Genomic DNA, 24,249 nt, shown 5'->3' with positions numbered 1-24,249 from the left:
GCAGTGCATCAAGGAGGAAAGATGCGGGTAACGATTGGAGCGGTTGGTGGAGCGCTTGTTTTGCTGACCGGTTGCATAACCGGAGGTGGTTCAAGCGATGATTCTCGCGACCAAGTAAGCGATGCGCCCAGGGAAGAGGCGTCTCAGGAAGAAGGTTCAGTCCGCGTCCAGTTCCAGCGTCGCATGGAAACGCAAACAGCGCAGGTGTTCACGCAGGCACTTGATGAACCGTCCATGGTTCGAATCGTGATCCGGAACCCAGAGACCTCGTTCCGTGTGATTGAGGACTACCCAGTGCCGGATACCGTTGATGCAACGATTTCTGTGCCCGTGGGTAACGGCTATGAAATAGCTGGCATCTCCTATAAAGAGGGAGCTGCGCAGTTTGGTAATCATTTGGTTTTGAAAACCGAGGTAAAAGATGACATTTCGGTCGCATCGGATTCTGTGACGAACGTTGCACTGGTTCTGGAAGAGCCCACTGTCTCCTTTACATACCCGGATTCTGTCAATGAGGGAGCGCTTACCAGCGTCTCGTTCAGCGAGGAACCTGGTTTTTTCAGACCGACTTTCTGGGTGTACTACGATTTTGACCACTTGGCATTTCCCTCTTTCGATGGTGCGGAGCGAGAGGTCGGCACCGATGAAGTTCAATTCAATGCCCCGTCTGTCGATACCAAGGACACGCTTCACGCAATGCTCGCATTGTTACTGCAAGAGCAGTATCGAAAGGGTTCGGAAGGGATTAACTCTTTCCGGTATTACGTTCCTGATCAGCCCACTTCCCAGGGCCAGTTGGAAATCGAGGTCTTGCCGGAGGAGGGTGAGATTGGCGTGGACATAGAGTATTAAGGTGTTCCGGCGTCATACAGCGGATGCAGCGCGGCCCGTTAAAACTGAAAGGCTCAATCACCGTGGCAGCAAAGAGCTCAACCGAAGTAGTGACCGGGCGCGTGCGCTCAGTCAAGGCGATCAGCCAAAACGTAGCCCTTGTTTCGTTGGAGGGGTACCAGGCGGCGATAAGATTGAGGCTGGACTGCCACTGGTACCTGGATAAGGGAGACGAGGTTGCTTTGGCGGCTACCCGCCAGCGCGATGGTGTATGGCTCAGCCACGCCTACCGCAATTTCACAAAAGGCATTGGCGGCGGGCTTCGCCAAGCATTCTTTGCCTCCTACTCACTGTTGATACTTGTCCTTGCGGCGATGCTGTGGAGCTTTACGGTGATGGGGCTCAGTGATGGAGGCGGTGCGGTTGTTATTACCTTCCCGCTGGCGCTACTGTTCACCTATGTCGGCGGCAATCTCGCCATTGATGCTTTCAGAACAACTCAGCTTGCGGCTTATCAGATCCGTCACCTTAATAAGCATCTCCGCCGGTTCAATGCTGAGCCTGAGGCATAAAAGTAGGCATGGAAATGAGGCGGTTGTGGTCGTCGTAGTACATTCTTATGAGAATGCCGAAAAAATCGCTGATCGTTGGCATTGTTTTCAGGGGGTTAGGAGCAAGGAGGTTTTCTATCCGCTGCATCCGAGGTAGTGACAGAATCCCTCCTGGACCCGGCTGTAAGTCTCTGAAGCAAGCCGTCCGTACTGTTTAACGATGATTCCCTCGCTCAGCGTGAACACCTTGTCGTATCGTATCCAGCTTGGCTTCGGGAGTGCGCCCTCAGAGAGATCGCTGGTCTTAATGGCCACGGCGTTCTCGGGCGTTGGGGCCGATGTGACGGCGAGCGCGATGAAGTCGCCGTGCCGATCCGGTGGCGTGATGATCACCACCGGCCTTCGTTTGGCGGTTTGCAAATTTGTGTATGGGAAGGGGATGGCTACGAGGCTCCCCGGCTCACCACTCATCCCAGACCTCGTCTTCCGTGTTCTCCCATAGTTTTTCCATTACCTGTTCCTGCGCTTTCTTGATCTCTTCAGTATTTCGTTCTGTTAAACCGTGCTTGGTTTCCAGGTACCCGATAAAGTCGGACACCTCGTGCGCGAGAGGTTCTGGAAGGCGTCGTACTTCCTGGTAGATATGTTCGGCAATGTTCATCTCGGTACCTTTACCGCTTGATGGTATTCCATTGAATCATAATATCCCATTGCTGGGTTTGAGTTGTAGTAAATAGAAGGACCAAGGAGCTACTTTACGCCCTCGATTAGATCGATGTCTTTCTTCAGCAGGTCATTGATTAGGGTGTTCAGATCGACGCCCTTGGATTCTGCTTGAGCTGTGAAGTACCTGAGGACTTCCTCTTCGAGGTAGAGAGGCATGTTGTACTGCGCTTCCGGGTGATGGAATTTGCCTCGTTCAGCATTCGAAAAATCATATTCATTCCGCATGTATTCACCCTGCTCGTACTGCGTGATCTCATGCCTCGTTGCGCGCCGGGCTGATATCACTCTGATGGTTACACTCTCTTGATTCTGAACTCTATAGGTGTGCACTACAATCAGATAGTGCTGCGCTGCCGCCATTCACAATCTTATCCAGCGGTTTACGCATCCAGGCTCTGAATCTTCTTGCTCGAACAGACTCACCCTCTCTGTCAGCCTAGTTGTCCAGATGGCGATTTCGCCCAACTGCGTATTCCGGTTCACCGTAAAAGTGATTCAGCGCGTCTGGAACGCACCCAGCTGCAGGGGGCGCCAGGGGCTGGTCAGAACCTACTGCAGCCTCGACAGCCAGATCCGGGGGGCTTTGTGGTTTTGTGAGCTCGAAACAATCGGTTGCCGGGCGGCGACCGTTCCTGATGCAGCGAGATCAAATACGCAAATCTGCAGTATCTAATATAAAATATGCAAAATTGCCCAAAACGGCGAGGTCCGATATACTTTTGGTGTGACCAAAAGGGGGATTTATGGGTCGTCAATCCTTAGCTCAGTCTTCTGAACAGGCCCAGGTGCCGGGTGCATCAAGCCAAAGCGTCCATGATGGACTCACCCCGCGCCACGCTGCGGCAGGACTCAGGTGGTTGTTCGATCGCTATCGTCGGTGGGGATTGAGCATGTCGGATCTGGCCACCCTTCTGGGTGGGCTCAGCACGCGCCGCCTGTACGACTGGAAGCGCCACGTTGAAACAAAGGATGAGATCGAGATCCCGCGCGATACGCTGGAGCGGATCAGCTTGCTTCTGGGCATACACAAGGCATTGACACTGATAACCCCGGATGGGCACGAAGAGGAGGCGTATGCCATGTTCCAGCGTCCGCTCGATCTGTTCGGGCTGCAGGGACGCTCGGTACGCGACTTTTTGCTCGAGGACGGCTCGATTGGCGCGATGTACTTCGTGCGCCGTAGCCTGGACGGTATGAGGGCCTGACTGGATGGCGGACTGGCCGAGGGAGCATCCTCAGTGGACGCACCACCGCGTCATCCATACCAAGCATCCGCCGATTGACCTGTTCGAGAGCCCGGAGCACATGCTGCTTGGTGAGCTGGAATCAGCCACCAGCGATCGGGCGGTGCACTGGCATCACTTCGTGAATAAAGCCGATGCGCGCTTCGGTCCCGGGTGGTCACCGGTGATGGCCGCGTTCTGCTACGGCCGAGAAGCCCGGTTCAATACCGGCGAGCGAGGCGCCTACTACGCTGCGGATAGCGTGAGCACCGCTCTTCGCGAGTGGGCACACCACACGGCCCGTGCATGGCGTCAATTCGGTTTCTCCCAGGAAGTCTCTGCAACGGTGCGCTGTTATACGGGAGTGATCGTTGAGCCGCCGGTGGATGTGCGTGGCGACACGACAGTCCACGACCCTGACAGCTACACCGCGAGCCAGAATCTGGGCGCCAGACTAACGGCTGCCGGCGAGTTCGGTATCCTTTATGAGTCGGTACGAGATCCCGGGCACGAGGCGGTGGCACTTTTGCGACCACCGGCGACAACGCCTGTTACACAGGCAGGACTCTATGTATTGCGATGGGACGGAGACCAATTCATCGAGTACGCCTACACCGAGGAATTTAAGACGCTTTGACATCCTTCATCCTTCAATCGCTCAAGCGGTGTTGTGGCGGGGCAGGTGGGTTGAGGCGGTCGCCAGCTGCAAGGCCAGGTGAATAATCAGCCCCATGACGGCGGCGGCCGCGAACCAGAGCAGGAAGCGCCTGCCGCCATGATGCCGACAGCCAAAATCAGTATGGGCTTGGGGTAGTGGCGTGTGGCCTTGGCGCTGGGGGCGAATGCTTCCGAGTCCGGCAGGCTGAAGGCGTACCAGAACTGGGTAAGCACCAGAAGCCCGACGAACAGCAGCCACAGGCGCACCAGCGGGGCGTCCCGGAACCAGGGGCGCCAGAATCGGACCATGGCGGCCAGAAGCAGTGGCGCCATGAGGAACTCCGCAGACCGGTAGACCTCATGCCAGGGAAGCCAGAGCAGTGCGTAGAGCAGCAGTGTCCCGGCAGTGGCGGGGAGTAAGAGGTGTTTCCAGTAATCCACGTTGGCAGTCTTGATCCTTGAAGTTGCGGCGCGATTCTAGCGCAACTTGATGCTGCTGGGCAGGTTTACGGTCGTTGCCTTGACGCCTGCCCCGCCATCGGAGTCTTACCTACCCGCACTTTTTCATCGGTATTCGCCCCAACTCGCGGCCACCCCTGAGCCTTCCCAGGTCCGGCTCATTCGCATCTGTAGTAAAAAACGCGCTTTCTCGCCCCAAAACGCCATGGCTGGCCCCGACAATCACTCCAGGCACCGGTTGGCAGCCTTGGTTTGTCGAGGACCAGGCGTTGTACAACAAAGTGCCAATTTTTGCCCGTTGTTCTGAGAAGACACCCGAACCGAGGCAGGTACCCTTAATAAAGTTCAGCCAGTGCTGGTGCATAAACCGCAGTTTCAGGCATGTCCATGATTGGAGGCGTTAGAGCATGCAGCAGTGGAAATTTTGCTGGGCCGTAAACCGTCGAGGTACCGCAAACCCGCCTTTAAAGCTGGGTTTGAAGAGCCTTCTTGGCCTCAAAATAGATGAAAATGCGTCCCATTGGATGAGGTGGCCACGGCCATTTTGAGGGGGTGATTCGAGTTAGCATTTTCCGTGAAATTCACAGTCGGAGAGACCAATGCAGTACACAATTTTTCCAGATCCGAACCTAAGGTCACTCAGCATAGAAGCTGATGAGCGCTGGACTCGCGCTGACGACCTATTTCGGGGTAATTATGACAGTTCGGTCCATTCGACTAGGGAGTCAGTACACATGCTGGCCGCGCACCCAATTATCGGATGGACTATTGAAGAACAGACACCCAGACTCCTGAATGCCCGCATTGTCGATCCATTGCTCCAGAAAGTTCCCGGAGAGCAGTACGTGCGAACGATCTGGTATGAAGCGCGTGATCAACACGCGCTGGACGTTGTTCAATTCGCCACCGTTGAATTGTACCTGGCACGTGAGAATGCTTTAGAGCAGTGTGTCGATATGCCGATGAAGCTCAGTAATCGTGAGTACCATGAAATCAGCAAAGCGCGTAAAGGGGAGCTGGGTAAGCGGCCTGCGAAATTCTACTCAGGGTGGCAGAACGCCGTACGGCTTTTGAATAATTCGCCCGCGCTTGCCGAAAGAGTCGCGGAATGGGCATTCGATAAAGATAATCTTGATCACTACGACTACGAAACGTTGATCAGTAAACGAGTGAGTGCTCAGCGAATCGGGCAGGTATTGGCGGAATTCAACAGCCAAGATGGAGATGCGTGATGACCGGTGAGCTGGGGGCTGAAGATATTCCACTCACTCGTTCTCAAGCGAGCGGCAAGATTTGGCCTTTTGAAGCTGTTGAAGGCATGTGGCAGCACCGTGTGCTGCCCATGCTGATTGAGCGCGATGCCGCGCTGTTTGAGCGGGTTATGACCGTAGTGCGCTACACGTATCCCCCGCCGAGTTGGGCCGCGCTGGAGCACTCTGGCGCCATCTACGCAGCCGATCATCCTGAGGCAATGCCACTGGAATTGGAGGCGTTGGAGTCGACCTGGCTTGCTCAAGGTTTACCAGGCGAGAATAAAAACATAAGGGTAAGCTTCGCGGGGTATTATACATTTCAATGCCTCTATCAGAAATCAAGCGACAGTCACTGTTGGCGAATTGCACGCGGCCTTCTCGCGCAGCTCATAGATGCACATTGTGGCGCGGATAGCGAGCAGATAACCGTCCCCCAGACGTATACGCATGTGCTGAAGCTACGCAAGGCGCTTCTGGAATTTGTGCCGCGTATAGCCCAGCAGGGGACCGTCTGCGACGAGACCTCTTTGGCGGATGCGGTGGTGCAACGTCTCGAAGAGGCTATGGAGCAACTTGCCAGTGATGATAATGAGCGTACGCCCACTCGACAGGTTATTGAGATTCTGACAGGGAATCGGACATTGGGGGGAGCGAACCCCCGGCGCAAAACCTACAGTAGCGGTACGGATGCTGATCAACCGGCGCTGCCACGAGAGTTGATTCAAACCGCACCGCGCGAGACAAACCCACAGACCCGAGAGCGTCACCAGGCCCGTCCCGAGACGGTCGTCACCCGAACGGAGTCGGGTCAATTCTGGCCCAAAGCTCAAACGGTCGGGACGGGGACCGGGGCGTCAGAATTAGAGGAGCCGGCTCCCAGTGTCGCTACTCAAAAGCTTGTGCACCAGCTCGCTCGCTGGGAGGGCCAGGATGAGAGCCCTGTTGCGGATGATCCCGAGCAGATTGATAGGGTTATCGCTGAGCTTCCAGTTGAGCAGAGACAGCCTGCTCGCACCCGCGCCCGCAAAAGGCGCCCATTGCAGCGGCTTCGCGGTTCGGCGGATGTCCACCGGGTGAAATCCGGAGTGGTTCGGGCACTGCTTCAAAGCGCCGATAGTCCCGAAGAATTAGTGTTCATGACGCTGGTGCACCTCGGTCGCTCACCGAAGCAGGTTGAGAAGCTGGCCATTGTTGAGCAGCTCGATGCGCAATCAAACGTGGCAACCCTGAGGTACGAACGAGCCCGGCATTGGTTGTGGATGCCTATCGATGGTGGACCAGACTCGCACTGTCGGGTGTTGGTTTCTGGTTTGTTGAGACAGGCACTGGCGCGGTGTTCTAGCTCAGATCAGCCGCTGGCCGGACTGACTCGAATCATTGATCAGCGGGGGCGCTCCAGGGCGTTCCGGCGCCTTGGTGGACTCCCGATCACCGCGGAGCGGCTGCGCGCAGCCGGCTGGTTGGCACTGCGTCCGATTGCCGGCGACGATATGATTACGGAGGCGCTTGGTGGGCGATTAAGAGCTGCGAGTGCAACGGATATTGCGTATCGTCGGATCGCCAATCAATCCCTACAGGACGCGTTTGATGGGTTCGTGCATCAACTGGGGTTGGCTCCGCGACAGGAACCGGGACTGTTTGAACTCTACGATGAGCACGGCACGGATAACATCGGCTCCCAATCCGGATTTGGCCTCGATGATGCGTTCGAGCTGATTGACCAGCTGCGTCTGAGCACTGAATCACTCAAGCATGGCGATCGGTCGGCGCGAGCCAATGATGAAAACCGCCGGATTATTAATTTCATTAACCGCACTACCAGCCTGTTGTATCTGTTGCTGGCGCTATGTACTGCTTCAAGGCCCTGGGGGGCGGAAACCGAAAACAGTCTACATTGTGATGGCCGGTACCATTTTATTCTGCATAGCGAAAAAAACACGAAAACGCACACTGAAAGGCGCTGGTTGCCTGTGCCGCCGTGGCTGGCCCGCTGGCTGCATTGCTGGCGTGGCTGGGTAGAGGACTGGAAGCGGCGGCAAACGCGCACTGGGTGGCAGTGGCAGGGGGGCGGTGCGTTGCGGACGGTTCTGCCAGAGCGGATTCATATGACCGCTAGCCGCCAACAGCTCAAGGGTAATGCGTTCACCCACGCTGATTTCAAACGCGAACTCGATGCGTTGATGCCCCAGTCTTCGTCCTGGCGGGCGTATCGGGACAAATCGCGTGGCAATGCCCTGCGCCACTTGGTGGCGACTCGTGCCCAGACAAAGCTTGGGCGCAGTGCACAACACTGGTTGCTGGGTCACATCCGTGAATCAGATGCCAATCTGCATTGGAGCAGCAGCCGCTCGGTATGGACGGATGAGCGCGACATCCGTCGGTTCCAGCAAAATTTGGTCAGCACAGTTTGCCCACTGGAGCTGGCTTTGCCAGCAGCTGAGGATATGCAGCTTCGGGAGGTGGACCGTGGCTGAGCAACGACAACCTCTGCGGGATGCGGTCACACCGGGGAGTATCGCTGAGCGCACGGCACTCGAAGATTTTCGGGAACTATCCCGATGTTGGCAGAGCCAGCGCGTGCGTGAAAGCGTCGGCTGCGAGTGGGATGCGCTGATCGCCCTAGTGTGCGCGTTGGGTTTAGGGCTTGAGCAGGCAGTGGCCAGCCTGGCGGCACTTTGCCAGTGGCATTGGAACCGCCAGACGGGACGCCTGCGATTGCCGGCTTCGCCCATGGATGCTATCGCGAACACGGCCGAAGCGGCTCATGAGGTGGCGTTACCTCAGTTTACGCATGCACCACTCAACCGATTCCTGCGTGTCCGCGGCAATGATGCTGCCGCACTCGACCGCGATGAAGACGATGCCAGCGCCTGGCAAAAACGCCAGCAAGCACGTGATCAGATGATGGCAACGGTCTGTCAGCAGTGTGAGCGGTTTGTAGTACATAACGATCTGCTCCCTACTCTGTCATTGAAAAGCTTCTCGCGTGCTTGGCTGCGGCGCACGCTCGATGGAGCGGCTCTGGCACTGATCCAGCGTGGCATGCCCTCGATCTGGGTCTCAATGATGCGCGGCGCTCCGCTGCCGACGACCACACCGAGCCCAGTGTTCGAAGATGAGGCCCGATTGGGGCAGGGCAGTTCCCTCGATCTGGCGAGCGTAGCGACCCGTTCCAGACGCGGTGCAGGCAATGAGACCGCCGTGTCACTGACCATGACTCCGGACAAGGAGTATTGCGAACGCTCTCCATGGCTCGTGGAGGCCATTCGTCAACGGATGTCGGCGTTGTTGAAAAAAATCGAGCCGATGATGAACAAACACTCGCAGAAGCTGATGGCGCGGAAAGAATCGACGGTGCAGCGTCTGTGCGAGGATACACTCAAGCAGTTGAAAGACATTGAGCAGGCCGACAACACTCTAGCTCAGCTGACAGTGTTGTGCCTTGCCGCCGCCCTGGATCAGCGCGAAAGCACGTTTTCAACGCTCTGTACCTATATGGACCACTTGCGTTTGGGTGAACTTCTGTCTGCACCGTTGTCACTCAATGTCGCCGAATGGGATGGCGATGCGGTTGGTGACATTGCGGAATTGATTGATGCCAGCCGCAACTGGGCCTCCGCCACCTGGACGGTATTCTGGGCAGCGCTGGGCTGGTTCGTGCGTTATGTCCAGAGTTTGGGTTATGCGGAGGAGGTTGCAGTTCCGGGAGGAAATCAGGGACCGCGGGCGAGCATCCACCGGAATAACCTGCTGCGCCCGCCGGCGGTGGATGCGCTGGTGCGGGACTGTCTCGTCTTTGACGAAGCGGGGTCCGAGGGTACTGATGTGGGGCTGTTGATCGCGTTGGCTTACTATTGCGGCTTGCGCTCCGGCGAGCTGGTGCAGTTAACCCTGGCGGATATAGTGGTGGATGAGTCCGATGAGCCGGTGGCGTTCAGTTCTGAACAGTTGCGACGCCTGCTCGGCTCTGCGAATCTGGCCGTGGCTTGTCCGGATTCGTTCAAAGCGGACAACGTGGACTCTAGGACGGTCTACATCAATGTCCTGTATGGTAAAACGGCCGCTGCTCGACGTTGCATTCCGGTCCATGCGCTGGCGCCGTCCTGGATCGTTTCAGCTCTGATTGATTACTGGCGTGAGCATAGTCAGCGGACAAGGCGACTCGATAAATTTCCACTCTTTGCACCCCATCGCTATGTCGCCGGCTATAAGCGTGACCTTACGCGATTGGCGATCGAGGCGTTGCAGCGGCGTTATGGCAACGGGCGCGACCTCCACCTGTTGCGCCACTGCGCGGCGAGCAATCTTGCGTTGCGGATACACGGTCTTGATCATCCTGAGTTCAGGCAGCAGTTGGCTGAGCGCGAGCATGAGCTTTTCAGTGATACTCATCAGGCGCGTCTTCAGACGGAGATGGAAAACCCTCTGGGAGACACACTGTGGGGCGACGGTCTGCCATATCACTGGATGTCACGGGTTCTAGGCCATAGTAACGCGGAGACCTCTTTCAGAGTCTACGTGCACACGGCTGGCGTGATACATAGTGACTTGCTTTGGCGGGTGTTCTCGAACCACGCGAAACGCAGTGGCGGATCAGTGCCTTAAGACATCGGTCTGGCATCGGTAACATCCGGTGCATTCGGAGAAGTCGTTAAGCTAGAGAGGAGCAGGTCAACGGCTCCGTAGGCCACCTGGGCAACCAGCATCGATGAATCGCGCATCTTGGCTGCGTCATGAATTTCCTACCGTTCATCAGGACTGGCGGCTTTCTTCCACATCTTCAGAGAGCCATGCCTTGATTAGCGACTGGTAAGGCATATCGCGTTTGTTCGCTTCGACCTTGATGCTGTCTAGAAGGGATTCAGGTAGCCTCAGAGAAATAGTCTTGGTAGATGGTTTCAGTTTTGGGAACTGGGCCCGTTGGGCCTGTTCCCAGTCCACGAACTCTGTGGAGTCGTGACTTTCCCAGAAAGCACGCTCTTCGGCTTCATTCTTGAAATCAGGCGTCGTTTTGGTTTTGCTCATAAATTTGCCGCTGCTTACGGTGCATATTACGGGCGGAAATCACTCTGACCAGACTGCCAGCACCCCGTAAGGTAAATGTAATGTGTAGCCGCTGCCGGTCATCCGTAACACCCAAAGCATGATACCGAGGCTCCTCACGGCTGTGCTTGTGGTCAGGCACTACCAGCAGAGGTTGGTTGAAAAACACCTGCTCGGCCTCCGGCTGGAACACTTCGTGCTTTTCCGCGCTCTTTCGGGCATTCCGTTCTGAAAGACTTACCCGAACCTGATCATCAGGTCCAGTGCTTACTTCTGCATTCGTCGATGCTGGTTGCCCGGGTGGCTTACGCCGCCCGGGCAGAGCCGTCATCTCCAGCAGCGTTAATTCCGGCTGAACGAGCCGTACTGTAGTGCTCCAGATTGATGCTGGCGTTGGTGTCACGGCACTGGCGGTGGCCGCACTCGCCGCAGTGATACACCCGATCCGCTAGCGTGAGATCCGGTTTGTGGCTTCCGCAGTGTGAACACAGTTTGCTTGACGGGTACCAACGATCGGCCACGGTTAGCACGCCACCGCGCCAGTCCATTTTGTAGGTCATCTGGCGACGGAACTCGAACGCGCCGACATCGGCGATGTGGCGCGCCAGACGCCCATTGGCCATCATGCCTTTGACGTTCAGGTCCTCGATGACCACCTCGGCAAAGTGGCCGGACAGATAACTTGTGAGCTGGTGCAGTGTATTGACTCGGATGTCGGCAATGCGCTTGTGCAGCCGTGCGATGCGCATCCTGAGTTTCCGGTAGCCGTTGCTGCCTTTGACCTTCTTCGCCAGCCGGCGCTGGTAACGCGCCAGTTTGCTGAGCGCGTTTTGAAGGGGTTTGGGCGACTCCCACTCCGTTACCGGACCCCGGGAGATCGTGGCCAATGTCTTGATGCCGAGATCCACACCGCAGCGTGCTTGGCTTTCGCTTGGCAGCGGGCAGAGATCGACAGTGAGTGAGAACGCCACAAACCACTGATCCGCCTGGCGCGAGATGGTCATGCCGCTGATATGGCCACCGTAGGTCAACGGCTCTGCCATACGCACCCAACCTAGGTTGGGCACTTTGACCCAGTGACCGTCCACCCTCACCTGGTCACCGCCGACGTAGAACGAGTCGGTGGCCTTGCCCTTTTTCTTGAACCGCGGCCGGCGCTTTTTCAGGTGCGCGGGCTTGGAGGATTTGAGGTCCTTCATCCAATCCGAGAAGGCCCGCTGAAGGGCGATGAATGGCTGCTGGGAGGCGTACTTGGTGACCTCATAGACCCACGGGTATTCGGTCTTTTTGAGGCCATTGAACTGGCGTTTGAGCGCCATGCCGGAGGGTAGATCACCTTGCCCGTCCCTGTGCAGTTCGTATTGCCAGTTCCACTCAGCCAGCCCCCAGTTCCAGCAGAACCGGGCGGTTCCGCTGGCCTTGGCAAAGTAGGTCCTCTGCCGGTTGTTGGGCCGAAGCTGGGTTTTGAAGGCAATGTCCATACCCAGAGCATAACGCACGGAGCTGTATATGCAACCAGCATCAGGCCGCCAGCTTTCGATTGTGGTGGGAACGTCTACCGTAAAGCCACCGCCATCAGTGTCAGCACATCCTGCGTCAGTTCCCGCTCAAAGCTCACATCCTGCTCATCATCCAAAATAACCCCATCAGTGCCCGCCCACCGGCACGCCTGGAAGATAAGCTCGTGGCAAAGCGCACCAGGCGGTCTTTGTGCGTGAGATACAGTGTTGATACGTCGTGATTCAAAATTGCCGTCAACAGCCGCCGCAGTCCTGGCTTTTTACAGTTCAGCCCAGAGCCCAGGTCTTCGATGACACCATCACAGACACCGGCCAGCCGGCTGGCCTGGGGCACCAGATCCGATTTCTGGTCATGGGATGAGACCCGGGCATAACCGACCCGGGAACGTGAATCAGGTCATCCCAGGAGCTTGCGCACCTGATTGGGAGCGAATCGCCGATGCCCACCCGGCGTACGGAAAGCCTCGCGAACCCTGCCAGCTCGGCACCAACGTCGAACCGTGACCACGGAGACGCCAACCGCTGAAGCGAAAGCGCCGATTGAAAGCGGGGAGTGGCTGTGCCTGATCATCGGATTGCTCTCCAAATGATCAGGTTTAACCATTTTTTGGAAAACTAGCCAGTGCCCCTCGCGCGGGGGCAGCGTGCCCGTGCGCCTGCTCGATGACTTCAATGGCATCCTTCAGGCCGATGGTTACTCCAGCTATGGGAAGGTGTGTCGGGATAACGCCATCACCCGGATCGGGTGCTGGGATCATGCCCGTCGCGAGTTCGTCGAGGCCTCGAAAGCGGCGCCGGCGAAAAAGAAAGGCAAGGGCCAACAGCAAACGTCCAAGGCCGATGTGGCACTGAACCACATCCGCAAGCTCTACGCCATCGAACGCCGGATCACCGATCTTGGCGATGACGAACGCTATCGCATCCTTCAGGCCGAAAGCCTGCCCCGGCTGTAGGCGTTCAAGAGCTGGCTGGACGACAACGCTGACAAGGTCGTAAAAGGCTCACTGACCCGCAAGGCGATGGACTACGCCCTCAACCAGTGGGAGACCCTGGTGGGTTACTGCGAGCGCGGGGACCTGCAGATCAGCAACGCTCTGGCCGAGAACGCCATCCGCCCGTTCGTACTTGGACGCAAGGCATGGCTGTTCGCCGATAGCACGCGAGGGGCTAACGCCAGTGCGAGCGGCTACTCGCTGATCGAGACGGCCAAGGCGAATGACCTGGAGCCGTCGGCCTACATCCATCATATCCTCAAGCACGTCGGCGAGGCGGACACCGTCGAGAAGCTGGAAGCGCTGTTGCCCTGGAATACCGACCTGGAGCCGGCTCCAAAAAAGAGCTGATCAATGCGCCTGGGGCAAGTGGGTCGATTTACGGGCGCTTACCGCTTTGGTGGACATCCGATTCTTTGATATCAATGGAGGGAGAGAACGCCACAAAGCGGGTCAACGCCATATCGAATCGATCGAGCTTGCTCGCGAATGGCGGCGACTCAGTCCAGCCGGATGGTAAGGCGCGCCCCAAGCACCCGCAGCACGCGGTGAACGGTGTCCAGGGTGGCGTTGCCACTGTCGCGCTCGAGCCCGGAAAGGGTTGTTACCGAAATGCCGGCAAGCTGAGCCATCCGCTTTTGGGTAATGCCAGCCCAGTTCTGGCGCATTCGTTTGATGGCCTGGCCCAGGCTGATGGTGCCTTCGGCCAGTTGGTGTTCAAGCTCCTCGCGCTGGGCGATGCGGGTCTGGGGGTCAACGGGGCTAACTCTGGGCATCGTGGGCTCCTGCAAGCTCGTCAATCACGGTTTCCAGCAGCTCGGGCCTTACGGCTGGATGGTCCAGCATGGCGCGGGGCGCACCCTGTTCGGCGAGGCGACTCCGCAAGTTGTCGGCACTGCGCAGTGTTTCGATCATGTGCTCAGCTGCAGCGCTGGCATCCAAGGCGAGCGCCTGGACGATGGTGGCGTAGGCACCCCGGGTCCCCGTCCGCCATTCGCTCTCCCAGGTTGAGGTACGGGACAGACCCTCCGGGTCCAGGACCATCGGTGCCAAGTCAAAGGCCGGCGCCATTCGCAAGCGGCCTGCGTCCTTGAGGATGGCGGTGTTGCGGCCATGGTTGTCGCGGTTGCCGATGGCTTCGTTAATGACATCGTTCACCAGGTAATCCACCAGCATGTCGTCATCCCTGAAACGCGCCATCAGGGTCTTTGCCACACGATTGTGGGAAAGAGCCGCGCCATCACCGCGCATGCCCATAAGGCTGTAGATGGACTCAACGCCCAGCCTGTGTACCTTGCCTTCGTCGGTTTTGCAGCGATCAAAGCGCAGGAGCCAGAGGGCGGGGCCGCGCTCGCCCTCAGTCAGGTGGGCCTGCTGGATGGATCGTACCCTGGTTTGTGCCAGCGCCCGGTAGACGGCGGCCTCTCCCCGGAGAACATCCTGGTCACGGCTGCTGCGATTGCCTCTTGCAAACTTGATGATCCAGTGGCGTACGGCCTTTGTATCGCTGCACGTGCCTTCCATGTAGAACAGTCCGTCTTCGGCTTCGGTCATCATCAGCTTGGGGGCATCACCACCGACACCGGAGGCACTGCCAATAGCGAGATGGAGGTAGCGGGCGTGTTCAATCAGCTCATCCGCACGATTGTTGATTTCCGCGGCGGTGAAGCCGCGTGCATCACTGTCTTCAAGCCTTTGCTGGAATGACTCCGCCGCTTCCCGGATGCGCAGATTGCCGATGGGCGCGATGCATCCGGCCCTGAGCAGGGGGATGTCCGCGGACTGCTCCACGTTTGAAGGGTACCCAAGGACGCGTGCCAGATGCCGCCGGCCTGCCCCCTGGGGGATGATGTCGCGCAGGAAGGCGGCAACCTCTGCTCCGAGGTAATCGCCCATGAACGAGGCGGGAAGGTTGAACGAGAGGGCGCGTTCATCAAGCAGTGCCAGGTGTTCGCCTTCTGGAAGAGGGCGCAGATCCAGTGCCTGATTGACGTAGTCAGCCCGGTAGGAAAGCCTGATGCGGTTGCTGATCAGGCCCTGCTCAGGTTCGCTGAAAACCACGTCGGCAGCTGTATGCCACTGGTCACCCCAGAAAATCTGCAGTGTGAGCGATTGGTGGTCAGCCATTGATGCCCTATTATTCAAGTAAACTGGTTATAAGGTATCAGTGACCCGTATTTTTTGCCAGTAAACTTGAAAAATAAAGCTTCATACATGCGTGTGGCCTTTTAGATGTCTTTGTTCTGGCTGGCCTAGTCGCCAACGATCAGCAGCGGCTAAATCGAGTCTCTGCTGGGTTAAATGCGCCCGGTAATCTGGTCCGACGCGGGACGCGCATCTCCCAAAAGTGTCGGTTTCGCGATTGCGATTGCCCCTATAAGGCGTTTCACAGTGAATGCCTCCGGAGCAAGTGCACTCAATGCCCATCTCAATGTAAAGGTGTGAGGCTCATAGCGGTGTCGCCGATGACTGCTGGAAGATTGTGGGCTGGGAAGGGTAGATCGTTCCGCTGTCCTGTGGGCCGCTATAAAGACCGCCAGTGGGGGCATGAGCCAGCTTGGCGATAAAGCGATATTCGGCCACTTTCGCACCGGCGTGCCGTGAGCACAGAAGTGTGGGCATAGCATTGGGGAAAGAGTGGGCACGGCGTTCAAATCCCAACCTGACTCTCCATGAGGCCTGCTTGTCTTCTGCTGCCACTTTCAGGCACGCACCGCTACCCAGTGTTGTCACTGCTGATAACTTTTGATGTACTCCCGTTCTGAAAGGTCTACTCAAACCTAATCATCGGGCTCACCGCTTTCTCCTGCCTTTATCGGGCTGAGGAGTTTGGTGTCTTTGAGCTCATTAAAGAGATTGGCCCGGCGCTCCAGCCACTGCTGATACCGTAGTTCGCGGATTTCGTCTTTACTCAACGGCTTGTCGGCGCGCACTTCGGGATAGCGCTGGATTAGTTGGCGCAGCTCATTAAGTTCATTCGAGAAATCCTGATTCGTGCTGCGTTCACGCTTGGTCATTGTGCAGTTGGGCTTGGAGGAAGAGGGTTACGTTTGCCTCGATAATACCAAGGTGCGTGGGCCTGGGCGAGCCATCGCCGCCTCAGGGTGGCTAATCATTGTCTTTTCAGCTTCGCGAAAGTTGATTAAGTCAGCGGGGAGCACTAAACTAACCTTACCAGACTAACCCTTGAAGGCGGAGTGAATGATGGAGACCGTCAACATGCATGAGGCTAAAACACGCCTGTCCTCGCTCGTTGAGAAAGCCATGAATGGCGAGCCATTCATCATTGCCAAAGCCGGCAAGCCGGTAGCGCGAGTCAGTGCTATCGACAGTCCAGAGACCGGTAAAGAGCGTCGGCTGGGCTTTATGAAAGGCCATATCCAGGTACCGGATGATTTTGACCGCATGGGTGAAGCCGAGATTGTCGAGATGTTTGGAGGATAGACGTTGAATCTCATCCTCGACACTCAGATTCTGCTGTGGGCAGCGGGTGCGCCCGAGAAGCTGTCCTGTGAGGTAACCGCATGGCTTGAAGATCCCCAGATTACGCCGTATTTCAGCTCAGCCAGCATCTGGGAGATCGTGATTAAGAGGAATCTGGAGCGGCCTGATTTTCAGGTTGATCCACACCTTTTTCGCAGAGGCTTACTTGAAAATGGCTATATGGAACTGCCAATCACCTCCTCTCACGCCCTTGCGGTTGCCCACTTACCTCAGATTCACAAAGATCCCTTCGACCGCATTCTGATCGCACAAGCTGAGCAAGAGGGCTTTCTACTGGTAACCAGCGATGCCTTAGTCGCTCAATACCACGGGCCGATCCGAAAAGTGTGATGCTTCCTGACCTGAACGCAGATGAGACGAATTCAAAGTGGCGGTTGAGAATGCACTGCACAGTCAGGCGCGCACTCTGGGTAATGCAGTCACTGCGCATGGCTTATGCAGTGAGAATCATCGCAAGTGCTCGGTAGTCACTCTCCCTGTTCGTTCTCGGTCAGTCGATGCTCTGGATCATCGCCAGCATGGCGCTTGGTGGCTCGAGACGCTACCAGCACACCAGCAGCCGCCATCAAACCCAACAGAAAAAGGAAAAGGCCAGGTAGGTTCATCGCGCGGCCTCGGTCTTGAAGCTGTATCAGAACCCAACAAGATATCGGTTGCGTTCAGACTGACACACGAAAAACCATCTGCAAGCGGTATCTACCTGGTGGTACCTGAGACGACAATTATACCGTTCGAAACCGGGACCATGATCCTTCCGAGTTGGTGAGGCTGGCACTGTGTTGGTGTTTGATGTGCCGCCAAAAGCGGCGTGTTGAGAGGTGGTTGCAGGTGGATGAGGTCATGGGAGGCTGGTGGTAAGTCCTCCAACCAGGAGCAGTGTTATGTCGAACTACCAGCCCCTCCAACTTGCCATGGATCTCGATCCCGTCCGGCCGGATGCCGCTGGCGCCAACCTCATAGAGGCTGAATGTGAGCGCCAGCGTGTGCGTCTTTTCCAATGCATGGGTGATCTGCGGGTTTCGAGCGCAAGCGCCGCGACAGCCGCCACCGCTGATACGAGTACGATGCTGGCACCGTTAACGGTGCTTGAAGAGGAGTACCTGGCTGGTGGCTGGGAAGATCTGGATCTCAGGCTCGATGTTGAGCAGTTAATAGTCGACAGTGCCGCTGTGGGTGAGCCGCTCGATCAGTCCGAGCTGTGTGATGAGCTTTCACAGCTGTTTCTGTCACTGCGCCTGCCCACTGAGGATGGCTTTCGGGCCTGGGAGGCGATTGAACGGCTCATCCAGAAGCTACGCCACGACCACTACGATCACATGGTTGATGTTGATAACCGCTGCGTGTTGGCGGCGACATTAGCGCCGGCGGATATGGATGAGCCGGCCACCGGGCTGGCCCGCTGTATGCGCCAGCTGGCGGCTTTGCCGAAGAGAGTGCGGGAGTGCTTTGGCCTTTATCGAGATGACGAGCTGCGAGCGCCAACACTGTCGCCTTTTCGAATTGGCACAGGCTGGCACTTTTGATCGTTGACTTCGTTCAATGCGAAAGTAGGTCGAGATTGATTCGATGTAATGCATTCAGTGGACTATAATCAGCGTCGTTTCAGAGCGGCCCCGTTAAGCGGCTGAGGATGTGACGTTCCAAGCTCAGTGGAAAGAGGGTAACTCACAGCTATGTTCCGCAGATTGAAGTCCGGATTGGGATACCTGCTTCATGGGTTTGCCGCGCTACAGCGATCCCATAAGCGCCTGGTCTCGGTGGTCTCGGATACCGTGTTTGTGCTGCTCTCGCTATGGGCTGCACTGTCGCTGCGCCACGAGACTCTGTTCCGCTTTGATACTGGCGCCTACTGGGTACTTTGCGCCGTTACAGCGCTGGGCACGGTCTTTCTTTTCGCACGGCTGGGCCTCTACCGCGCCGTCATCCGCTACCTCAGCGAACGGGCGCTGATCACCGTTCTCGGTGGCGTGACGGGCTCCGCGCTCATTCTCATCGCCGCCGCCTTCATCCTGCGGGTCGACATGCCCCGCTCAGTCCCCTTCCTGTACGGGGCCCTGGCATTCCTGTTCGTCACCGGTACCCGCTTCAGCGTGCGCACCGTGCTCAACCGCCCGCGCCACCTGAGCAAAATGCCGGTGCTGATCGTCGGCGCCGGGGAGACCGGCCTGCAGCTGGCCTCCGCCCTCGGGCAGGGCATTGAGTACCGCCCCGTGGCCTTCATCAGCCTGGAACCGGACAACCATAAGACCACCATCAACGGCCTGCCCGTCTATGATCTGGGTCATGCCCGCAAGGCGGTGCACAAGCACCAGGTGGAGCGCATCCTGCTGGCGATTGACGAACGTGCGGATGTGGACCGGCGCCAGCTGCTGAGCGACTTGGAAGGACTGCCCGTGCCGGTACAGACCGTGCCCTCCGTAACGGAGCTGGTGACCGGCCAGGCCCAGATCAGTGATGTGCGCGATCTGGACATTGATGATCTGCTCGGCCGCGACCCGGTGCGCTACCGCAATGAGGAAGTGGCGGAATCGCTGAGCGGCAAGGTGGTCATGGTGACCGGCGCCGGTGGTTCCATCGGCTCTGAGCTGTGCCGCCAGATCCTGAGGCAGGAGCCCGCGGTGCTGGTGTTGTTCGAGCAATCTGAATTCGCGCTCTACAGCACCGAGCGTGAGCTGCTTACCATCTGTGAGAACGAGCAGCTCGAGATTCCCATCCACCCGCTGCTGGGCAGCGTCACCCACCGGCGCCGGTGTGAGAGCGTGATGCGCGGCTTCGGGGTGAACATCGTCTACCACGCCGCCGCCTACAAGCATGTGCCGCTGGTGGAGCACAACGTGATCGAGGGGGTGCAGAACAACGTCTTCGGCACCTGGTACACCGCCGAATCCGCCATTGCCGCGGGCGTGGATCAGTTTGTCCTGATCTCCACGGACAAGGCCGTGCGCCCCACGAACGTGATGGGCGCCAGCAAACGCCTGGCCGAACTCGTCCTGCAGGGGCTGGCCCGGCGCCAGACACACACGGTCTTCTCAATGGTGCGCTTCGGCAACGTACTGGGCTCCTCCGGCTCCGTGGTGCCGCTGTTCCGGGAACAGATCCGCAGTGGCGGGCCCGTGACCGTGACCCATCCGGACATCATCCGCTACTTCATGACGATCCCGGAGGCCAGCCAGCTGGTCCTGCAGGCCGGCACCATGGGGGAGGGTGGTGAAGTGTTCGTGCTGGACATGGGCGAGCCCGTGCGTATCGCGGACCTGGCCCGGCGCATGATCCATCTGATGGGGCTTACGGAGAAAAGCGAGGACAACCACCACGGCGACATTGAAGTGGTCTTCAGTGGCCTGCGCCCCGGGGAGAAACTCTACGAGGAGCTGTTGATCGGCGACAATCCCCAGGGCACCCGCCACCCGCGCATCATGAAGGCACGGGAAAGCGATATGGCCTGGGCCTCACTGGAGGAGCTTCTGGAACAGCTGATGCTGGCCAGCCGCGGTTTCGACTGCGAGCGCGTGGTTGAGCTGCTGCGCGCAGCCCCCACCGGCTACCAGCCCAACGACGGCGTCTGCGACCTGGTCTGGCAAAACGGCGGCAATGAGGCGTTACGCATGAGCGACGGTGGCAACATCAGCGAAACCATCCGCCGTATCTTCGAGTGACACCGCCCGGTTGAGTCTGGCCTGATTCGCCGCTTAGTGGAACTCGCCGCTGGCAATCGAGTTCAGCACCTGTCGAACCCACTCGCGTCCCTTGAACGTATCGAACCATGCCGCAGGTGGCTCGCCGGCAAGTGCTGGTATGGGCGTGGTCAGCCATTGCAGTGCATCCTCATCGCAGCCCCAGAGTGTGCTGGCCTGCTCCAGGGTCCTGAGCGTGTCCATTAGCTTTTCAGAGTCTCTCCGGTCGAGGGCTTTGCGTTGATAATAGCGATGGAGGCGGGCGCTGGATGTATTGAGGGCCTGAGCGAACAGCTGACGATGCCCAAAGCGCTGCACCGCCTGGCGCAGGTGTGAGCCCGGGAGTCCATCTCGAATTTGCAGGATCGTTGCCAAGGGGCTGGCCAGTGCCTGAGTGGTTGTCGCGGCCTGGGTTGAAGGTTCTCGTGCTTGTGGCATGGCAGTAACGACCTATGATCAACTCTCACCCACAAACGGGCGTTGCCAGATTCGACTTAGCGTTGGCATCGGATCGAACAGCATAAAAACCTTGCCGGAGAGGGCAAGGCTCTGGCTCCTATTATTTATGGTGCCTCTCAACACGCAAGAGGTCACGCCGGATCTGCAATCGACGACGCAGATCGCTCGAAACTTGACATCCTCCCCGCCCTAAAGTGCGGGGATTCCTCCTGCGAGACGGCCATGCCCGGCCGCGAGAATGTTGCGAGCCGCGTTCACGTCGCGGTCGTGATGGGCACCACACGCATCACAGCACCATTCTCTTATTCCAAGCCCTGCTCTACCTTTCGGACTGCTGTCGGGTATCGACCCGCAGCACGAACAGGACTGGGTGGTGTATCGTTCATCGACAACCTCGAAAACCACGCCTGCGTGAGCGCATTTGTATTCCAGCATGGTCTTGAGCATCCCCCAGCCAGCGTCTAGGCTCGACTTTGCCAGCCGGGTCCGGGCTATGGCTGAGGAATTGACGTTGCCAACAATGATGGCGGAGTTGTGGTTGACCAGCCGCCGCGAAAACTTGTGCATCGCATCCTTGCGCCGATTTCGGATCTTGGCGTGGATCGCCCGGACCCGCTGCTTGTTCCTTGCCCGTTGGGCAACCGCCAGTTTGGCCTCCTGGTCGCGGTACCAGCGTCCGTCGAGCCCGTCGCCATCGGAGCAGGTGGCGGCCTCCTTGCAGCCCAGGTCGATGCCGACCGCCCCAGTGCCCTGACTGGGTTTGTTGGCCACCTCGACAGTGACGTTGAAGTACCAGCGTCCACGGGCGTCCTCGTTGAAGCTGGCGGTTTTGAACCGGTACTGCGACAGCCCGTAGCTGTCCCAGACCTTGTAGTGCTGGCCGTTGAAGTGCACCTGACCGTGCTTCCATGTCGCGGCCCCGGTGTTGACCGGGATCCAGCCGAGCGAGCGTCGAGCACCGAAGGTCTTGCGCCACGCCAGTCGCCGCTTTCGGAACTGGTTGCGCCGGGTGACGTACTCTTTCCCAATTCGCTGCACGGTGTGACTGTGCAACCCCAAGCACTTGGCAGCACCGTCCGTGTACTTCTGAACATCGTAGGCCGACAGAAATTGCCCACGCTCGCGGATCGCTCGCCAGCTCAGCTCGTTCACGTAGTTCCAGACGTAGTTCACCGCCGCCGCCTGCCGCCGTAGCGCCTTGGCGTGCTTGTCGCGAACCCGGACTTTCAGGGTTTTCGTGACGGTATTGGCCACACTGTACATTTTAACAGTGTTTCGGATTTGCGGGGAAGGCTTCGCCTTCCGCGCTATCCTTCCCCGCCCTGAAGGACGGGGCTTGTCGCGCTATTTGGTCAGTTTCAAGGCATCGGTATGACGACATTTGGACCAGAGAATAAGAGAGGCCGCTGAATGCATTACTGGAGAGCTTGTTTTGACCGGCCAGCCTGACGTCCGTAGCGCACGCATTGCTTTTATCGGTGACACCCACGGCCGCAACCGCCGGACCGCCACAGATCTCGTTGAGTTGGCGCCAACAGTGGCGCTCCATGTAGGGGACTTTGATGCGGACCAGCCGATCAACCACCTCTACGACGAACTTAAACGGGCAGGAATTGACTTCTACTGGATCCACGGTAACCACGACGTCGATCGCGAGCACTGGTACGACAATACGTTGGGCTCTGATTGGGCGCGGTACTGCCTGCATGGTCAGGTGATGGATTTTGGTGGCGTTCGTGTGGCCGGGCTGGGAGGCCACTTTGTCGAAAAAATCTGGCATCCTGAACTCGCAAAGCCCCGATTCGCCTCCCGCCGGGATTATTTGGCGGTGTGTGGTAAAGGCAATCTCTGGCGCGGCGGCCTACCGCGGAAAGTCCGCGGCGCGATCTGGTGGGAGGATATTGAGGCCCTTTGGGACCAGTCCGCCGATGTGTTGGTCACTCATGAGGCGCCCACGCCGCACCGCTATGGCCACTCAGTGATCAGCGAACTGGCGGAGGCAATGGGCGCGAGACTTATCGTGCACGGTCATCTTCACGAGGCGTATCAGTCAGTGACGCCGGGTGGCGTTGAGGTGATCGGCTTGGGTGAGAGCGAGATCCGATTGCTTGGCCAATCCTTTTGAACAGAGGCCTTTCCCAGGCGATCAAACGTTCAATGCTTGTCATCATTCCGCCGATTAGTAGCAATTAGTACCGGGGCTTACTGAATTAGTAAACGCTTTTACTAAGAGCTACTAATTGCTGTCTGGCCAGGTCCTTCGCAGATCACCACGTGCCCATCGACGTTGATGGCCTGGCCGTTGCCGAGAGTGATTAGAAAGGGGTTATCCCAATGGCAGTGGCCAAACACGGTCAGTCCCCGATAGCTTTTTTCGAGGGTGGCACGGGTCGCCGCGTCTCCGCGCTGGCCGCTCGCCGGATCATCCGGGCCCTGGTGAAGGATCAACAGGTGAGGGCAGCCAGCAACGGCGCGCTGGAGCGCGCGGGCGTATGTCTGATCCGACTTACGTTGATTGCGTTTGGGATCGCCCGTAATGCCACTGACACCACCAACACGCAGCCCGGCAATCTCGACAACGGACCCATCGAGGATCAGCGTGTTGTCTGGTAGCGCGTCGGGCACATTGAGCTCGTCATGATTGCCCATGACCCCAACGACTGGGGCCAGCTTGGCGCAAGCATGCCAGACGGAATCGACCGGGCCTGTCCCGCCGCGCTTTCGCAGATCCGGGTAGTCGTAGAGATCGCCGGCAATAACAATTAAACGGATACGGCCAAGCTCACCGACCGACTGAAATAGCGCAAGTTCCTCTGCAACGACTTCACCGAGCAGGCGATTGCCGGATGCTTGCTCCCGCCCCTGGAGGTCGCTGATGAGCACCACGGCACCGTCCTCTGGTGGGAGCCCCTCAACCGTTGCTCGATAAAAGGGAAGGTGGTTGGTTTGTGGGCGGTTACTCTGCCCGCTGGTGAGAAACGCTATTTGATGCGGCCATTCCCGGATTTGGGTTATTCGTAGCATTGCAAGTGTTCCGACAAGCCGAGAGGATTCCAGCACTCAGGCGTAAGGGCTGTTATAACCGGCTCTATCGCCACGCTCACCGGATTGTTGTAAGCGGTCCACGAACTACGCGGTAACCGCCCCTTCCTGCCGCCAGGGCAGCAGCCGATCCAGTTGTTCATCGGTAGTGGCGGTTGGCAGCTGGTTCAGAACTTTGACCATGTATTCATAGGGTTCGAGCCCATTGGCCTTGGCCGTCTCGATCAGGCTGTAGATGCGGGCGCTGGCATCGGCGCCTTTCGGCGTGTCACTGAACAGCCAGTTCTTGCGCCCGATCACGAACGGGCGGATGGC

General features: G+C 58.0%; 27 protein-coding genes and 2 pseudogenes. 13 read left to right on the top strand and 16 right to left on the bottom strand.

Features of this window, described 5'->3' with window-relative positions; all coding sequences use genetic code 11:
- Window positions 1-21: 21 nt before the first annotated feature.
- Both AAF659_RS12820 and AAF659_RS12815 read left to right on the top strand, forming a co-directional pair.
- Window positions 22-852: a hypothetical protein gene (locus tag AAF659_RS12820; protein WP_349752172.1), complete on the top strand. Its 831-nt coding sequence runs from the start codon at window positions 22-24 to the stop codon at window positions 850-852.
- Window positions 853-914: 62 nt separating this feature from the next.
- Window positions 915-1,403 (top strand): hypothetical protein, encoded by a 489-nt coding sequence (locus AAF659_RS12815; RefSeq protein WP_349752171.1) that lies wholly within the window; start codon window positions 915-917, stop codon window positions 1,401-1,403.
- Between the two features lie 114 nt (window positions 1,404-1,517).
- Here the strand turns inward: AAF659_RS12815 and AAF659_RS12810 are convergent, their stop codons facing one another.
- The 3 genes from AAF659_RS12810 to AAF659_RS12800 form a co-directional block, all read right to left on the bottom strand.
- Window positions 1,518-1,853, bottom strand: a complete 336-nt coding sequence (locus tag AAF659_RS12810; protein ID WP_349752170.1) for a type II toxin-antitoxin system PemK/MazF family toxin — start codon at window positions 1,851-1,853, stop codon at window positions 1,518-1,520.
- Window positions 1,843-2,043 (bottom strand): DUF2281 domain-containing protein, encoded by a 201-nt coding sequence (locus AAF659_RS12805; protein ID WP_349752169.1) that lies wholly within the window; start codon window positions 2,041-2,043, stop codon window positions 1,843-1,845. The genes AAF659_RS12810 and AAF659_RS12805 overlap by 11 nt, the downstream gene beginning before the upstream one ends.
- Before the next feature lie 89 nt (window positions 2,044-2,132).
- Window positions 2,133-2,468: a BrnT family toxin gene (locus tag AAF659_RS12800; protein ID WP_349752168.1), complete on the bottom strand. Its 336-nt coding sequence runs from the start codon at window positions 2,466-2,468 to the stop codon at window positions 2,133-2,135.
- A 530-nt stretch (window positions 2,469-2,998) separates the two neighbouring features.
- Between AAF659_RS12800 and AAF659_RS12795 the strand changes: the two genes are divergently transcribed.
- Window positions 2,999-3,313 carry a hypothetical protein gene (locus AAF659_RS12795; protein WP_349752167.1) on the top strand — a complete coding sequence of 105 codons (315 nt, stop codon included), beginning with the start codon at window positions 2,999-3,001 and terminating at the stop codon, window positions 3,311-3,313.
- A gap of 4 nt (window positions 3,314-3,317) precedes the next feature.
- On the top strand, window positions 3,318-3,968 hold the full coding sequence (locus AAF659_RS12790; RefSeq protein ID WP_349752166.1) for an RES family NAD+ phosphorylase: 651 nt from the start codon (window positions 3,318-3,320) through the stop codon (window positions 3,966-3,968).
- Window positions 3,969-4,054: 86 nt separating this feature from the next.
- Here the strand turns inward: AAF659_RS12790 and AAF659_RS12785 are convergent, their stop codons facing one another.
- Window positions 4,055-4,429: a hypothetical protein gene (locus AAF659_RS12785; RefSeq protein WP_349752165.1), complete on the bottom strand. Its 375-nt coding sequence runs from the start codon at window positions 4,427-4,429 to the stop codon at window positions 4,055-4,057.
- Window positions 4,430-5,181: 752 nt separating this feature from the next.
- Here AAF659_RS12785 and AAF659_RS12780 point away from each other — a divergent pair.
- The 3 genes from AAF659_RS12780 to AAF659_RS12770 are packed head-to-tail and all read left to right on the top strand — an operon-like array spanning window position 5,182 to window position 10,305.
- Window positions 5,182-5,679: a hypothetical protein gene (locus AAF659_RS12780; protein ID WP_349752164.1), complete on the top strand. Its 498-nt coding sequence runs from the start codon at window positions 5,182-5,184 to the stop codon at window positions 5,677-5,679.
- On the top strand, window positions 5,679-8,174 hold the full coding sequence (locus tag AAF659_RS12775; protein ID WP_349752163.1) for a hypothetical protein: 2,496 nt from the start codon (window positions 5,679-5,681) through the stop codon (window positions 8,172-8,174). Before AAF659_RS12780 ends, AAF659_RS12775 begins: the two co-directional genes overlap by 1 nt.
- Complete coding sequence (locus AAF659_RS12770) at window positions 8,167-10,305, top strand: site-specific integrase (protein ID WP_349752162.1); 2,139 nt, start codon at window positions 8,167-8,169, stop codon at window positions 10,303-10,305. The genes AAF659_RS12775 and AAF659_RS12770 overlap by 8 nt, the downstream gene beginning before the upstream one ends.
- Window positions 10,306-10,452: 147 nt before the next feature.
- On the opposite strand, the gene AAF659_RS12765 is transcribed toward AAF659_RS12770, so the two are convergent.
- The 5 genes and pseudogenes from AAF659_RS12765 to AAF659_RS15135 form a co-directional block, all read right to left on the bottom strand.
- A complete protein-coding gene (locus tag AAF659_RS12765) occupies window positions 10,453-10,725 on the bottom strand; it encodes a BrnA antitoxin family protein (RefSeq protein WP_349752161.1) in 273 nt (90 codons plus the stop codon).
- Complete coding sequence (locus AAF659_RS12760) at window positions 10,700-11,074, bottom strand: BrnT family toxin (protein ID WP_349752160.1); 375 nt, start codon at window positions 11,072-11,074, stop codon at window positions 10,700-10,702. Before AAF659_RS12760 ends, AAF659_RS12765 begins: the two co-directional genes overlap by 26 nt.
- Window positions 11,049-12,224 carry an RNA-guided endonuclease InsQ/TnpB family protein gene (locus tag AAF659_RS12755; RefSeq protein WP_349752159.1) on the bottom strand — a complete coding sequence of 392 codons (1,176 nt, stop codon included), beginning with the start codon at window positions 12,222-12,224 and terminating at the stop codon, window positions 11,049-11,051. Before AAF659_RS12755 ends, AAF659_RS12760 begins: the two co-directional genes overlap by 26 nt.
- Before the next feature lie 133 nt (window positions 12,225-12,357).
- Window positions 12,358-12,630: pseudogene (locus tag AAF659_RS15140) on the bottom strand (recombinase family protein); the annotation flags it as partial.
- A 30-nt stretch (window positions 12,631-12,660) separates the two neighbouring features.
- Complete coding sequence (locus AAF659_RS15135) at window positions 12,661-12,834, bottom strand: MerR family DNA-binding transcriptional regulator (protein WP_502949214.1); 174 nt, start codon at window positions 12,832-12,834, stop codon at window positions 12,661-12,663.
- Window positions 12,835-12,889: 55 nt separating this feature from the next.
- Here AAF659_RS15135 and tnpC point away from each other — a divergent pair.
- A pseudogene (tnpC, locus tag AAF659_RS12750) lies at window positions 12,890-13,606 on the top strand (IS66 family transposase); the annotation flags it as partial.
- Between the two features lie 149 nt (window positions 13,607-13,755).
- Here the strand turns inward: tnpC and AAF659_RS12745 are convergent.
- The 3 genes from AAF659_RS12745 to AAF659_RS12735 all read right to left on the bottom strand — a co-directional run bounded on the left by AAF659_RS12745 (window position 13,756) and on the right by AAF659_RS12735 (window position 16,272).
- Window positions 13,756-14,031, bottom strand: a complete 276-nt coding sequence (locus AAF659_RS12745) for a helix-turn-helix domain-containing protein (protein WP_349752158.1) — start codon at window positions 14,029-14,031, stop codon at window positions 13,756-13,758.
- Window positions 14,018-15,382 carry a type II toxin-antitoxin system HipA family toxin gene (locus AAF659_RS12740; RefSeq protein ID WP_349752157.1) on the bottom strand — a complete coding sequence of 455 codons (1,365 nt, stop codon included), beginning with the start codon at window positions 15,380-15,382 and terminating at the stop codon, window positions 14,018-14,020. Before AAF659_RS12740 ends, AAF659_RS12745 begins: the two co-directional genes overlap by 14 nt.
- Window positions 15,383-16,035: 653 nt before the next feature.
- Complete coding sequence (locus AAF659_RS12735) at window positions 16,036-16,272, bottom strand: hypothetical protein (RefSeq protein ID WP_349752156.1); 237 nt, start codon at window positions 16,270-16,272, stop codon at window positions 16,036-16,038.
- Window positions 16,273-16,456: 184 nt separating this feature from the next.
- On the opposite strand from AAF659_RS12735, the gene AAF659_RS12730 reads away from it, so the two are divergent.
- From AAF659_RS12730 to AAF659_RS12715, 4 genes are all read left to right on the top strand, one after another.
- Entirely contained in the window at window positions 16,457-16,699 is a 243-nt protein-coding gene (locus AAF659_RS12730) for a type II toxin-antitoxin system Phd/YefM family antitoxin (RefSeq protein ID WP_349752155.1), read from the top strand.
- Between the two features lie 3 nt (window positions 16,700-16,702).
- The gene (locus AAF659_RS12725) at window positions 16,703-17,089 is read left to right on the top strand and encodes a type II toxin-antitoxin system VapC family toxin (RefSeq protein WP_349752154.1); all 387 of its coding nucleotides are present in this window, start codon (window positions 16,703-16,705) and stop codon (window positions 17,087-17,089) included.
- 551 nt (window positions 17,090-17,640) lie between these two features.
- Complete coding sequence (locus AAF659_RS12720; protein WP_349752153.1) at window positions 17,641-18,282, top strand: hypothetical protein; 642 nt, start codon at window positions 17,641-17,643, stop codon at window positions 18,280-18,282.
- 150 nt (window positions 18,283-18,432) lie between these two features.
- Window positions 18,433-20,415, top strand: a complete 1,983-nt coding sequence (locus AAF659_RS12715) for a polysaccharide biosynthesis protein (protein ID WP_349752152.1) — start codon at window positions 18,433-18,435, stop codon at window positions 20,413-20,415.
- A gap of 33 nt (window positions 20,416-20,448) precedes the next feature.
- Here AAF659_RS12715 and AAF659_RS12710 read toward each other — a convergent pair whose 3' ends face one another.
- Window positions 20,449-20,871 carry an antitoxin Xre/MbcA/ParS toxin-binding domain-containing protein gene (locus tag AAF659_RS12710; protein WP_349752151.1) on the bottom strand — a complete coding sequence of 141 codons (423 nt, stop codon included), beginning with the start codon at window positions 20,869-20,871 and terminating at the stop codon, window positions 20,449-20,451.
- A 210-nt stretch (window positions 20,872-21,081) separates the two neighbouring features.
- Complete coding sequence (locus tag AAF659_RS12705) at window positions 21,082-22,155, bottom strand: RNA-guided endonuclease InsQ/TnpB family protein (RefSeq protein ID WP_349752150.1); 1,074 nt, start codon at window positions 22,153-22,155, stop codon at window positions 21,082-21,084.
- 169 nt (window positions 22,156-22,324) lie between these two features.
- Between AAF659_RS12705 and AAF659_RS12700 the strand changes: the two genes are divergently transcribed.
- Window positions 22,325-23,017: a metallophosphoesterase family protein gene (locus AAF659_RS12700; RefSeq protein ID WP_349752149.1), complete on the top strand. Its 693-nt coding sequence runs from the start codon at window positions 22,325-22,327 to the stop codon at window positions 23,015-23,017.
- Window positions 23,018-23,118: 101 nt separating this feature from the next.
- On the opposite strand, the gene AAF659_RS12695 is transcribed toward AAF659_RS12700, so the two are convergent.
- Together AAF659_RS12695 and AAF659_RS12690 are read right to left on the bottom strand one after the other, a co-directional pair.
- Entirely contained in the window at window positions 23,119-23,916 is a 798-nt protein-coding gene (locus tag AAF659_RS12695) for a metallophosphoesterase family protein (RefSeq protein ID WP_349752148.1), read from the bottom strand.
- 105 nt (window positions 23,917-24,021) lie between these two features.
- Window positions 24,022-24,249, bottom strand: a 228-nt coding sequence (locus AAF659_RS12690) for a transposase domain-containing protein (protein WP_349752147.1), incomplete at its 5' end; no start/stop codon positions are given.

Origin of the sequence: Salicola sp. Rm-C-2C1-2 (genome assembly GCF_040196175.1) — a bacterium.
Taxonomy (GTDB): Bacteria; Pseudomonadota; Gammaproteobacteria; order Pseudomonadales; family Oleiphilaceae; genus Halospina.
Note: the sequence above shows the minus strand (reverse complement) of the source record. Positions and strands in the feature narration are given on the sequence as shown.

Excerpts from the sequence above, each read along its gene's own strand:
- AAF659_RS12705 (WP_349752150.1), bottom strand. The coding sequence starts at position 22,155 with ATGTACAGTGTGGCCAATACCGTCACGAAAACCCTGAAAGTCCGGGTT.
- AAF659_RS12695 (WP_349752148.1), bottom strand. The coding sequence starts at position 23,916 with ATGCTACGAATAACCCAAATCCGGGAATGGCCGCATCAAATAGCGTTT.
- AAF659_RS12735 (WP_349752156.1), bottom strand. The coding sequence starts at position 16,272 with ATGACCAAGCGTGAACGCAGCACGAATCAGGATTTCTCGAATGAACTT.
- AAF659_RS12810 (WP_349752170.1), bottom strand. The coding sequence starts at position 1,853 with ATGAGTGGTGAGCCGGGGAGCCTCGTAGCCATCCCCTTCCCATACACA.
- AAF659_RS12820 (WP_349752172.1), top strand. The coding sequence starts at position 22 with ATGCGGGTAACGATTGGAGCGGTTGGTGGAGCGCTTGTTTTGCTGACC.
- AAF659_RS12795 (WP_349752167.1), top strand. The coding sequence starts at position 2,999 with ATGTCGGATCTGGCCACCCTTCTGGGTGGGCTCAGCACGCGCCGCCTG.
- AAF659_RS12760 (WP_349752160.1), bottom strand. The coding sequence starts at position 11,074 with ATGACGGCTCTGCCCGGGCGGCGTAAGCCACCCGGGCAACCAGCATCG.
- AAF659_RS12805 (WP_349752169.1), bottom strand. The coding sequence starts at position 2,043 with ATGAACATTGCCGAACATATCTACCAGGAAGTACGACGCCTTCCAGAA.
- AAF659_RS12740 (WP_349752157.1), bottom strand. The coding sequence starts at position 15,382 with ATGGCTGACCACCAATCGCTCACACTGCAGATTTTCTGGGGTGACCAG.
- AAF659_RS12775 (WP_349752163.1), top strand. The coding sequence starts at position 5,679 with ATGACCGGTGAGCTGGGGGCTGAAGATATTCCACTCACTCGTTCTCAA.
- AAF659_RS12745 (WP_349752158.1), bottom strand. The coding sequence starts at position 14,031 with ATGCCCAGAGTTAGCCCCGTTGACCCCCAGACCCGCATCGCCCAGCGC.
- AAF659_RS12710 (WP_349752151.1), bottom strand. The coding sequence starts at position 20,871 with ATGCCACAAGCACGAGAACCTTCAACCCAGGCCGCGACAACCACTCAG.
- AAF659_RS12715 (WP_349752152.1), top strand. The coding sequence starts at position 18,433 with ATGTTCCGCAGATTGAAGTCCGGATTGGGATACCTGCTTCATGGGTTT.
- AAF659_RS12730 (WP_349752155.1), top strand. The coding sequence starts at position 16,457 with ATGATGGAGACCGTCAACATGCATGAGGCTAAAACACGCCTGTCCTCG.
- AAF659_RS12755 (WP_349752159.1), bottom strand. The coding sequence starts at position 12,224 with ATGGACATTGCCTTCAAAACCCAGCTTCGGCCCAACAACCGGCAGAGG.
- AAF659_RS12800 (WP_349752168.1), bottom strand. The coding sequence starts at position 2,468 with ATGGCGGCAGCGCAGCACTATCTGATTGTAGTGCACACCTATAGAGTT.
- AAF659_RS12765 (WP_349752161.1), bottom strand. The coding sequence starts at position 10,725 with ATGAGCAAAACCAAAACGACGCCTGATTTCAAGAATGAAGCCGAAGAG.
- AAF659_RS12780 (WP_349752164.1), top strand. The coding sequence starts at position 5,182 with ATGCTGGCCGCGCACCCAATTATCGGATGGACTATTGAAGAACAGACA.
- AAF659_RS15135 (WP_502949214.1), bottom strand. The coding sequence starts at position 12,834 with ATGATCAGGCACAGCCACTCCCCGCTTTCAATCGGCGCTTTCGCTTCA.
- AAF659_RS12720 (WP_349752153.1), top strand. The coding sequence starts at position 17,641 with ATGTCGAACTACCAGCCCCTCCAACTTGCCATGGATCTCGATCCCGTC.
- AAF659_RS12790 (WP_349752166.1), top strand. The coding sequence starts at position 3,318 with ATGGCGGACTGGCCGAGGGAGCATCCTCAGTGGACGCACCACCGCGTC.